Here is an 11,444-nt window from a genome sequence, read left to right as displayed (position 1 = left end):
GGGCTTACTGCCTGAAATGGTCTTTGGGCTGGGAATAGCTCCCTGCACCTTGTCCCATTTTCTCATACTCAAGGCGCAGCGACAATGCTATCTTTTATACCTGCCAGCAATTTGCTGCCGATCCCCTTCACTCTTAATAGATCATCTACGGATTGAAAAGGTCCATTCTGTTCACGGTCTGCCAATATCGCCTGTGCTTTAGCTGGTCCAATTCCTTTGAGAGAATCAAGCTGTTCAGCCGTTGCCCGGTTAATGTCCAGCTTACCAGCAGAAGTGTCCAATGTAGTCTCCGTTTGTTTAGCTGATGGACTATTTGCTTCCGGCACATCGCTCTTAACCTTCTCAGGCACCACCACTTGCTTTTCCACTTCCACTTCTGCTTGCGTCTGCAACGCACTATCTACTTCTCTGTTTAACTGTGTCCAATCATCTTGTACCTTCTGCTTCGGCTGGGCGAAGGCAGCAACTAATAATCCAACAGCAATACTTATAAGCAATAAAGGAACAATCAGCTGCCGTACATTTTTATTTGTGCGACGTCTATAGGGATGACTAACCAAAATAACGCTCCTTTCTTCGTAAAAAGGGATTTTTAGCAATTTCATGTCATATGTGGCAAGTCTTACGGAATAGGTTAAAAGAGCAAAACTGTTGGGAGGGCTGAGCATGAATGTCGGATTCATCGGGACGGGCGCGATGGGAAGCCTGCTGATCGAAGCATTCGTCGCATCGGGAGCACTCGACCCGTGTCAGATCGTTATCAGCAACCGCACATACGCCAAAGCGCAGGCGCTTGCCGAGCGATATCCCGGAATGAGAGCCGAGCGTTCGAATGCAAGCACCGCAAGTGCAAGTGATATCTTGTTTTTATGTGTCAAACCGCATGAATATAAACATGTAATCGATGAGCTGCTGCCGGTCTTGCAGCCAGAGCAGCTTCTAATATCTATTACAAGTCCGGTCCTTATCGCGCATTTGGAAGAGTTATTACCTTGCAAAATTGCAAAGGTCATTCCAAGTGTCACCAACCTCGTCTGGAGCGGAGCTACCTTGTGTATATATGGCTCACGTATAAATGAAGAGGATCAACGCACAATTGAAGATCTGCTTGCATTCATAAGCGAACCGCTTCCGATTGAGGAGCCTTACACCCGGATCGTCTCGGACCTGTCCAGCTGCGGACCTGCTTTTTTCGCCTATCTAGTAGAGCAATTTGTTGATGCTGCCGTATGCGAGACTGGCATTGCCCGTGAGGATGCGGTAAAGGTAGCAAGTGAGATGCTGCTCGGTACAGGGCTGCTCTTAACCGAAGGCGGACTATCGCCGGAGGATGTTCAGCGCAAAGTTGCCGTTCCCGGAGGAATAACCGCTAAAGCACTCAAGCTGCTGAGCCGTGAACTTGACGGCACCTTTAACCGGCTGATCCGTACGACCCATCAAAAGTTCGATGAAGACGTAGCAAAAATAACCGATGATTTCTACGGGAAAGAGGTGAACGGACAGTAGCACAATTCGTGCTGCTGGACCGCTCACCTCTTCTTTTATCTGCTATTTAGTTGGCCACAATGTTGACGAGCTTGCCCTTAACAACGATCAGCTTCCTGATCGTTTTGCCTTCTATCAGTTCTTTCACTTTATCCATGTCTTTGGCGATCCGTTCCATCTCTGCTTCATCCGTGTTAGCAGCAATGGATACGCGCTCGATAATTTTACCGTTTACTTGTACAACGATCTCAACTTCGTCATCAACTGTCAAAGCTTCTTCATAGGACGGCCATTCAGCGTAAGTGATCGACTCGGTACCGCCAAGCTTCTCCCACAGCTCTTCCGTAATATGCGGAGCAAGCGGTGACAGCATTTGCAGGAAGTTCTTCATCGCTTCAAGCGGCAGAACATCTGTTTTATAAGCTTCGTTGACGAAAATCATCAATTGGCTGATCGCCGTATTAAAGCGCAGGTTCTCGAAGTCATCCGTTACTTTCTTGATTGTACGGTGCCAAGTTTGCTTGAACGCCTTAGTCGTCTCGCCATCCGAGATTTTCGCTGTTACGCTGCCGTCATCACTGATGAACAAGCGCCATACGCGGCTCAGGAAGCGATAAGTGCCTTCTACGCCGTTTGTGTTCCATGGTTTGGTTGCTTCCAAAGGTCCCATGAACATTTCGTACATACGAAGTGTATCAGCACCGAACTCGCCAACGATATCGTCCGGGTTAATCACATTGCCGCGTGATTTGGACATTTTCTCGTTGTTGGTACCAAGAATCATACCTTGGTTAACCAGCTTGTGGAAAGGTTCTTTTGTATTCACGACGCCAAGATCGTAGAGTACTTTATGCCAGAAACGAGCGTACAAGAGGTGAAGCACCGCATGCTCAGCTCCGCCGATGTACAGGTCAACCGGCAGCCATTCCTTTTGCTTCTCTGGCGAAGAAATTTCGTTCTCGTTCTTCGGATCGATAAAGCGCAGGTAATACCAGCAGCTTCCCGCCCATTGCGGCATCGTGTTTGTCTCACGACGAGCTTTCATGCCTGTCTCCGGATCAACCGTATTCACCCAATCGGTAACATTCGCAAGTGGTGACTCGCCTGTGCCGGATGGTTTAATCGCTTCTACATCAGGCAATACAAGTGGCAGTTGATCTACCGGAACCGGCTTCATTGTGCCGTCTTCCAGGTGAAGAATTGGAATAGGCTCACCCCAGTAACGCTGACGGCTGAACAGCCAGTCGCGCAGGCGGTAAGTCACTTTACCTTGACCTTTACCCGAAGCATCCAGGTGCTCAATCATTGCTTTAATGCCGTCTTCATTGTTCAAGCCATTCAAGAAATCAGAGTTTACGTGAGGGCCGTCGCCTGCATAAGCTTCTTTCGTTACGTCACCGCCTTGGACAACCTCAACGATTGGCAGATCAAATTGTTTTGCAAACTCCCAGTCGCGTGTATCATGGCCTGGTACCGCCATAATTGCACCTGTTCCGTAACCGGCAAGTACATAATCTGCAATCCAGATTGGTGTCTTCTCGCCGTTAACTGGGTTGATTGCATAAGCGCCTGTAAATACGCCTGTTTTGTCCTTCGCAAGGTCAGTACGTTCGAGGTCGCTCTTACGTGCTGCTGCTTCTTTGTAAGCTTCAACTGCAGCCGCTTGATCCGTTGTTGTAATTTGAGCAACCAATTCATGCTCAGGAGCAAGAACGCAATAAGTTGCACCAAACAACGTATCTGGGCGAGTTGTGAATACAACCAGCGAAGCATCGTGACCATCAATCGCGAAAGTCACTTCAGCACCTGTCGATTTGCCGATCCAGTTGCGCTGCATATCTTTAATGCTTTCCGACCAGTCGAGCTCTTCCAGATCTTCAAGCAAACGTTCTGCATATTCTGTAATTTTCAGCATCCATTGACGCATTGGCTTGCGGATAACTGGATGGCCGCCGCGTTCGCTCAGGCCGTCAATAACCTCTTCGTTAGCCAGTACCGTACCAAGTGCCGGACACCAGTTAACGGGAACCTCTGCCACATAAGCAAGACCTTTGTTATACAATTGGATGAAAATCCATTGTGTCCACTTGTAATAATCCGGATCTGTTGTGCTGAATTCGCGGTCCCAGTCATACGAGAAGCCGAGCGATTTGATCTGACGGCGGAAGTTGTTAATGTTCTCAACCGTAATCTCACGCGGATGGCGTCCTGTTTGCAAAGCGTATTGCTCAGCCGGCAAGCCGAAAGCGTCCCATCCCATTGGATGCAGAACGTTGTAGCCGCGCATCCGTTTGTAACGGGATACAATATCCGTAGCTGTGTAGCCTTCCGGATGACCTACGTGAAGGCCTGCGCCGGATGGGTAAGGGAACATGTCAAGGGCATAGAATTTTTTCTTACCCGGATCTTCCGTTGTTGCGAACGATTTGTTCTCATCCCAATATTTCTGCCATTTCGGTTCTACCGTCAGCGGGTTGTAACCGTGAAATTCCTGACTCATGATCATATCCTCCTAAATGTGTGCGGTGCTCCAAGAAGCAACGCATCATCAGACATAAAAAAACTCCCGCCCCCAGCGTATTATCGCTAGGGACGAGAGATTATTCCCGTGGTACCACCCTAGTTAACGGCCGGCATTCTTTGCCTTCCGCTCACTTATTGCCCTTAACGCAGGCTAATCGTTGCGTTCTCACGCAAGGCTCCAAGGCGAGATTCATATCGCTGCAGGTCCGGCTTGCACCAACCGCCGGCTCTCTAAGCCTTGCCCCGCGACACTACTGTTCCTCTTCAACGCCATAAATATATTAAAACATGGTTAGCCCCGATTATAATATTAAGTTAGCCATGTGTCAAGAAGACTCCTACCCAATCAAATCAGGTTCATAAGTCAAGCAGCCCGCTATAATCATGCCAACGCTGCAAGAGATAAGCAGAATAAGAATACCTACTGCAATATTGTTTTGCTCAATCGCTTTGAAGATCGTCACGTTTACCTTAAGCGCTTTGCCGAACAGGTACGTAATAAACTCTGTCACATAATACAAAATAACAAGCGCGACGATCCCAATTACACCCCACAGCAGCATATCCGAGAGCGATACGGAGTTCTCAGCCGCTGCACGTACGACGATTGCAAGTCCAGCTAGTCTGCCGCCGAGTGAAAGCGCCGCTGCAACATTACCATTGAAAATAAGAGCGAATTCTTTATTCTTGGTCGTCAATTCAAATAAGAGAAGACCTACAATCATAATCGCAAAGCCTACTAAAGAATAAATAAGGAAATCTACATATAAATTATTGTCCATTCCGATTAGCTCCCTACAAAGATTTATTTATGCCTACCGGCAAAAAATACGATAAATTGTCTGTAATTTGATTGCCTATCCGAATACCAATGGCACCAGCTTTTCCGCCAATTAGGAAGCAACCGAACATATATGAGCCCTGGCGTAACCCTTTTTCCGTCTGAAAGGCCGTAGTTGGCAGCTCTACGTATTCCTGATACACCTGAAGATAATCCATATAGGAGTTATGACTATCTTCTGCCGCTAAAGTGCCGTTGCCGTCAAAAATTTTAACCGTATCCCCCTCCCGGCCAAAAGCAGGCTTCATCACATACTTCATCTGCCGCTTAAGAAAGGTATCCGGTTCAAGATAGGTTGGGAGAAAATGCTCTTCGATCCATAGATGTTCTTCAGCAGTGAAAAATAGACTGCCCTCTTCATGTAGTCCCCAGATGATAGCAAGATCGGCCTTCGACTGCAGCAGGAACGCGGAAGGCGGATTGACCACCGCTACTTTATTCTGCTCAATCAATTCCAGCAGCCAAATCCCAATCGGATTCCCCGCTTCATCCTCGTCCTCGATCAGTTGTTCTATAGGAAAGGTTTGACGGTACAGCACATCGATTATTCGGCCTTCCTGATCAAAGAGACCCTCACCCCGGATAATTTGCAACTGGTCTAGCGGTACAAAGCTGGACGGAATACGGATAAGACTTTTTAAATAAGCTGCTGTATGGGCATCCTCCACATTGTCTCCATGTGCAGTGAACACCACATACGGGGCTTCTTTAGTAGTGCCAAGGTATTCAAAGCTCTCAACAATCGCTTTTTCTACAGCAAGCGCCAGCTGCTTCTTGTACCCTTCATTCGGATTATGCTGATCAAATGCTTCACAGACACGGCCATTCACATCATGCAGTTCTTTGATAAAGGTTGGTGTATCTGAATTAATCTCCATACATTTGAACGTATCGCCCGATCTGACCAAATCTAATCTGGCAATTACACTCTCGACAGACAGGCTGCTTGTTCTAATGTAGGTTAACGTTTCTCTTGGGAAACCAAGACATAATAAAGTGTCGTCATCTACGGTACGAAGCAAAGCTGCTGTCTTGAAAAAAATATGGCCAATCCGGTTCGTCGATTCCCGAATCTTTTGGACTTCTTCTTTCGTAAGGGAATAGAAATCATACAGAGAATATTCTTCTCCGTATAAATCCGCCCAATAATCGTCAATCTGGTCGTAGAAGGCTTTTCTTGCCTTAGCAAATTCATTCACTCGCTAACCTCCGCTAATCGAGCTTCCTTTACCAAACCCGGAGCTCGTTTTGCTTGAGATGCTGGATTTATAAGTGGAATAAGAGCTGTTTTTCTGCAGTGCAGAACGGGATGAATAGTAACTATTTCCATAATAGTAATGACGATAGTAGGAAGAGCTGGAATCATCGCATTGATAGACCCCTTGCGAGCTGTCCCACTCCCAGTCCTTGCATTGACTGTCTGTAGGCTGTGCAGTCCGTGGGTAGCTGGTCGACTGACCGCAGCCAGTGAGCGCTGTAGCCATGGCTACAGCGGAAACGCCAAGCATTGCTTTTTGCGTTAAATTCATACTAGTTTCCTCCATAGCTTAATAGTTCCTATAAAGTTATAACATATTCGAAAGATTGGTAGGAAAGAAAGTTAATGTTTCCATAAAATGATGGTATGATAATAAAATCATTTTTAATACGGAGTGATTGAGATGAACAAATTAACTTATTTTATCGACCTTGGACTTCATCAATATGAACCGCTGATGGAATACCAATCCGCAAATGTCGGAATCGACGAAATGTATGCGAGGCAGCTATGTACTTATCTGATTTCCAATGGTATTCAATACGAACTAACTTCTAATGAGATGCAAGAAAAAGAAGAAATGCTAATCGTTAAGAAGCGTGGTTTCAATGAGAAGTATGCAGATGAAGTGAATTACCGTGGCCGTGGCATTTACATCGAGTTCCGCAAGCCTAACGAACGCGGGCGTAAGCTGACTGAGATTCAAAGCCCAAATCATTATGATGTCATCCGGTATTTGCTGAAGGACATCGTAGATATCCCGGGCTATGGCCTAATGTTCACCACCTCCACCGAGATCGATGAGGATCGGGGCTGCTACGTGATTTATGTACGTGGAATGGATGAGCCCGAATAATAACATATGAATAAAAGAACAGACCCACTTCTTCATCGGAAGTGGGTCTTCGTTTGTCGCGCAGATTGGTCTATGCAATCTGCTTCTCTGTTTTTTGCTTTTTGCCGGAGTTCAACTTGTATAAGATTGTAATGATTACCGCAACCGCAAGAATCAGCGCAACGATTCCAAAGCCTGCATATACGCTGTAGGAATGGATATATTCAAGCCAGGCATACAGCCCCGCCAATGTAATAAACAAGGTCGGAACGGTTAAAACAAAGCCTGCTTTCATATATGCTCCCCATGAAATCTTCACATCTTTTTTCGCAAGAACATGCAGCCATAATAAGGTGGCAAGTGAGCCGATTGGTGTCATCTTAGGTCCTAGATTACACCCAATCACGTTCGCATACACAAGTGACTCTCTAATCGCTCCAGCTGTTGCCGTTCCTTTAATCGCCAAAGCATCAATCATGACCGTTGGCATATTGTTCATAACGGACGATAGGATGGCAGCAAGGAAGCCCATTCCAACCGTTGACACAAACAAGCCTTGATCTGCAATCACTTGAATAACATCGCCAAGTGTATCCGTTAATCCTGCATTACGAAGGCCATATACAACGACATACATGCCAATGGAGAAAATAACGACTGCCCACGGCGCTTCCTTGACGACCTTCTTCGTCTGAATAGCGCTGCTCCGCCTCGCCGCGACAAGAAAGAATATGGAGATGACACCTGTAATAATGGATACGGGTACTTGGATGAATTGGCTGGCCAGGTAAGCAAGCAGCAGAATCGTCAAGAGAATCCAGGATAAACGAAATAATCGATGATCCTTAATGGCTTCCCTTGGCTCCTTCAGTTCACGAACGTCATAGTTTGCAGGAATGCTTTTCCGATAGAACAGATACAGCACTAGCAAACTCGCCCCAAGTGCGAACAAGTTAGGGACAATCATCCTGCTCGCATACTCTACAAAGCCTACTCCAAAGTAATCAGCCGATACGATGTTGACAAGATTACTTACAATGAGCGGCAGCGAAGTTGTATCCGAAATAAAACCACCTGCCATAATAAACGGCAAGATCATTTTGTAATCAAACTTAAGCGCCCGCACCATGGCTAGAACGATTGGTGTCAGGATTAGTGCAGCACCGTCATTGGCGAAAAAGGCTGATACAGCAGCACCAAGCACAATCACGTAAATAAACATCCGCTTCCCGTTGCCTTTGGCGAGCCGTGCCATATGAAGGGCTGCCCATTCAAAGAAACCGATCGCATCAAGAATAAGTGAATTTAAGATTATGGCAACAAACGCTATCGTTGCGTTCCACACAATGCCGGTTACTGTTCCAACATCAGCAAAGCTGACGACTCCAAACATTAAGGCCAGAATAGCTCCGCCAGCAGCAGACCAGCCAATTCCCAGCCCTTTGGGCTGCCAAATCACAAAAGCTAAAGTAAGAAGAAAAATGATAACTGCAATAATTGCCACTGTTAGATCCCCGCTTTAATTCGTATCAATATGGTTACCATCCTGTACTATAGCAGGTTTTATACCGCTAAAGCATTAACAAAATTTCCTCCTAAAAAGAATGATCACCCAAATAAACGGATGGCTGTTCATGATGACTCTTACCTCGTAAGCGTTAGCTTAAATCTTTTAGCTCGTCTTTCCTCCCTCATCCACGGTACTTAAGAAGCCAATAATATCTCCATATAATTGATCTTTATCTTCGCCTTTCAGAGCATGCCCGGTTCTTGCGTACTCCATCACAGTTAACTTAGAGCAAAGCTGTTTATAATGGTCCAGATCCGAATCGGTTACCAACGAATCTTCTAATTGCCCCCTGGCAACCAACACCGGAATATGCAGTGGATGATCAAACTGGATTTGAGAAGAATCGCGATGAATCCCCCATACCGCTGTTTCCCGTATATTTTCCGTACGTTTATAAGGAATTAAGTAATTATTAGTATAATCAACCGCCCAATCAGCAGTCATCGCTCGATGTTCAGCCAGGTAATCTCCAATCATTAAAGAACGGACATGCTCTTCATGCAGCTGCGTATAGCCCAAGGCATACGAGACACCTCGAGAATAAGCGAATAGATGATAGGATGTCACACCAGCATGTTTCACAACGGCTTCAAGATCAGCTATGTGATTGGCCAGATCATAACCATTCTCAGGCGTATCACTTTTCCCTCTGCCCCGGAAAGATAAGACGATACTCCTTCTAGGTACTACTGTCTGCACAAGATCCAGGTACTCCTCTGCCGTTTCAGATAATCCAGGGCAGATCACAAGCGGAAGCAGCTTCGCGTCACTCTGTTCTCCTGAATCATAATAATGAATCTGCACCTCACCATTAGAAGCATAATGCTCCTTAATCATAGGATCCCCCCTGACGTCGAAAAATGGCTTTATTATACCATTCTATCCCTAAATTTGATACGCATTTTGTTGGTATATATTGCATTTTGTTAGATTAACAAGTATGGTAAATGATGACAAAAGTTTGGGTTGAAGGTGACTGAGATGAGATCAACTTTATTGTTGGTATCGGGCATTGTTCTATTAATTATTTGCTCCGTTTACCAGATTCAACAGGTTTCTGACAAAACAGAACTGAAACCGAATAGTACAAGCATAGAGGAATGGGAATATCAATGGTTAAATCCTCCGAAAGAAGAGGCATTCTCCTCAGCATGGGCAGCAGATGCCAGTCCGAATAATTGGCAGCATGCCGACAGTAATCACCCGATGCCTAAGCGTGTTAACAACGCCGATGCACTGGTGCTTCGGATATCGCTCCCTACCATAGAATGGAATACGCCAGGTATATGGCTTAAACGTGTCTATGGTACCGCAGTAAGCGTATCGTTCGAACAGCAGCCCACTCCCATTTATCAGATTGAACGAACCTATAGCTACGATGTGAATTATATGCTTCTTCCGCTAGAGAATGCGGCCGATAATAGCAAACTGGCCGATAAAAGCAAACTGATTGTTTTGCTTCGTTTATCCGATGAACGGCAGTCATTAGAACCCGAAATTATTGTTGGCGATTATTTTCAGATGCAGCCTGAATACGAGAGATATGGTTTAATCGAATTAATCTTTGGCAGTTCTTTTATGTTCATCGCTTTAATCATGATGACTTGCCTGTTCTTTTTGAAGCGTGAGCAGATCGTGCTATGGATGTCTCTTTGTCTCATCATTCTCTGCCTAGGCGAGATTATTCTTGCTTACTCACCGGCGTTATACCATCATTTCCAAGCGCATGGAGAGCCGTTTCTTGCCTTATTTGATTTAGCGTTGTTTTTACTTACCCCTGCTGTCGCTGTCTTCTTCGAGAATGTTCTTGGCCAGGGTATTTATGGCCTGTTGAGGAAATTTAGAATCGCATTGATGCCGGTTACAGTCATTGTGATTGTACTTTGGGCGCTTGGCAAAACCATCGTCCCTGCCATCAGCATAAGTCTGCTTCAAGTTGTGCCTCTTACGGTTTGTGTATCCATACAGTTTGTCATCTTGACCATTCATGCGATCTGGTACGCATGGAAAGGAAATCGTGATGCCATCTTGATCTCCGTTGGCTATTCCATCTTTTCCATTATTTCGATCACTGAAATCATCAATTATTTTCAAGACGAAACGTATCACCTAATTTACTGGAAATGGGGTTTACTAGCCTTCTTGCTATCACTGATTGCAGTAATGGGAAGACAATTCTCTCGGGACCACGATCGGTTAGTGAAATATTCCCAAGAACAGGAGCTGTTCAATAGGGAAATTCAACGCTCGGAGAAAATGGAGCTGATCAGCCATCTGGCTGCCTCCATTGCCCATGAGATTCGTAATCCGCTGCAGGTTACACGAGGCTTCATCCAATTGGTTGGAGAGAAAGCTGTAGATAAAGACCGCCAGTTTCTGAAAGTGGCCGTACAGGAGCTGGACCGCGCATCCAGTATTATTACCGAATTCCTGACCTTCGCCAAACCAGAGCTGGAAGACGTCAAGACGTTGAATATTTCAGAAGAGCTGTATCAAATTCAAGATATTTTAACCCCTCTTGCCGCCATGCAAAGCGCACGGCTTGATCTTCTTTTAACTGAATCAGACCTATACGTCATGGGCAGTGCTGAGAAATTCAAACAAGCCATTATCAATATAATCAAAAACAGTCTTGAAGCGATCGCGAAGGATGATGGCTCGGTAACCGTTCATGCGAGAAAGGATGAAAGCAAGATCATCATTCGTATCACAGATAATGGCGAAGGCATCGATCCGGAAAAACTGGACAAGCTTGGAGAGCCCTATTTCTCGAGCAAATCCAAAGGGACCGGTCTCGGGCTGATGGTTACGTTCCGCATTATTGAGGCTATGAAAGGTACGATTCGTTTCAGCAGCACAAAAGGTATCGGAACGGAGGCGATTATCCAGCTGCCTGCAAGCGAAAGCCCTGTACCGTTAAAAACAGAATAAA

General features: G+C 45.7%; 10 protein-coding genes and 1 other annotated feature. Of the genes, 3 read left to right on the top strand and 7 right to left on the bottom strand.

What is annotated here, in order from left to right; genetic code table 11:
* Positions 1-68 precede the first annotated feature (68 nt).
* The gene (locus AB4Y93_RS06040) at positions 69-560 is read right to left on the bottom strand and encodes a ComEA family DNA-binding protein (RefSeq protein ID WP_441889970.1); all 492 of its coding nucleotides are present in this window, start codon (positions 558-560) and stop codon (positions 69-71) included.
* A gap of 106 nt (positions 561-666) precedes the next feature.
* On the opposite strand from AB4Y93_RS06040, the gene comER reads away from it, so the two are divergent.
* The gene (gene comER, locus AB4Y93_RS06035; protein WP_441889968.1) at positions 667-1,506 is read left to right on the top strand and encodes a late competence protein ComER; all 840 of its coding nucleotides are present in this window, start codon (positions 667-669) and stop codon (positions 1,504-1,506) included.
* A 46-nt stretch (positions 1,507-1,552) separates the two neighbouring features.
* Here the strand turns inward: comER and leuS are convergent, their stop codons facing one another.
* The 4 genes from leuS to AB4Y93_RS06015 all read right to left on the bottom strand — a co-directional run bounded on the left by leuS (position 1,553) and on the right by AB4Y93_RS06015 (position 6,378).
* Positions 1,553-3,985 carry a leucine--tRNA ligase gene (gene leuS, locus AB4Y93_RS06030; protein ID WP_441889966.1) on the bottom strand — a complete coding sequence of 811 codons (2,433 nt, stop codon included), beginning with the start codon at positions 3,983-3,985 and terminating at the stop codon, positions 1,553-1,555.
* A gap of 85 nt (positions 3,986-4,070) precedes the next feature.
* Positions 4,071-4,285: a binding site (T-box leader), on the bottom strand.
* Positions 4,286-4,346: 61 nt separating this feature from the next.
* Entirely contained in the window at positions 4,347-4,790 is a 444-nt protein-coding gene (locus AB4Y93_RS06025) for a DUF350 domain-containing protein (RefSeq protein WP_441889964.1), read from the bottom strand.
* 13 nt (positions 4,791-4,803) lie between these two features.
* Entirely contained in the window at positions 4,804-6,048 is a 1,245-nt protein-coding gene (locus AB4Y93_RS06020) for a glutathionylspermidine synthase family protein (RefSeq protein WP_441889962.1), read from the bottom strand.
* A 3-nt stretch (positions 6,049-6,051) separates the two neighbouring features.
* Positions 6,052-6,378 (bottom strand): aminotransferase yhxA, encoded by a 327-nt coding sequence (locus AB4Y93_RS06015; protein ID WP_441889960.1) that lies wholly within the window; start codon positions 6,376-6,378, stop codon positions 6,052-6,054.
* Between the two features lie 132 nt (positions 6,379-6,510).
* Between AB4Y93_RS06015 and AB4Y93_RS06010 the strand changes: the two genes are divergently transcribed.
* Entirely contained in the window at positions 6,511-6,963 is a 453-nt protein-coding gene (locus AB4Y93_RS06010; protein ID WP_441889958.1) for an RNA helicase, read from the top strand.
* A 70-nt stretch (positions 6,964-7,033) separates the two neighbouring features.
* On the opposite strand, the gene AB4Y93_RS06005 is transcribed toward AB4Y93_RS06010, so the two are convergent.
* Both AB4Y93_RS06005 and AB4Y93_RS06000 read right to left on the bottom strand, forming a co-directional pair.
* Positions 7,034-8,446, bottom strand: a complete 1,413-nt coding sequence (locus AB4Y93_RS06005; protein ID WP_441889956.1) for an arsenic transporter — start codon at positions 8,444-8,446, stop codon at positions 7,034-7,036.
* A 168-nt stretch (positions 8,447-8,614) separates the two neighbouring features.
* Positions 8,615-9,349, bottom strand: a complete 735-nt coding sequence (locus tag AB4Y93_RS06000) for an alpha/beta fold hydrolase (RefSeq protein ID WP_441889954.1) — start codon at positions 9,347-9,349, stop codon at positions 8,615-8,617.
* 144 nt (positions 9,350-9,493) lie between these two features.
* Between AB4Y93_RS06000 and AB4Y93_RS05995 the strand changes: the two genes are divergently transcribed.
* Complete coding sequence (locus tag AB4Y93_RS05995; protein WP_441889952.1) at positions 9,494-11,443, top strand: ATP-binding protein; 1,950 nt, start codon at positions 9,494-9,496, stop codon at positions 11,441-11,443.
* Position 11,444 lies beyond the last annotated feature (1 nt).

It is taken from the genome of Paenibacillus sp. YAF4_2 (assembly GCF_052113225.1).
Lineage (GTDB): Bacteria > Bacillota > Bacilli > Paenibacillales > Paenibacillaceae > Pristimantibacillus.
Note: the sequence above shows the minus strand (reverse complement) of the source record. Positions and strands in the feature narration are given on the sequence as shown.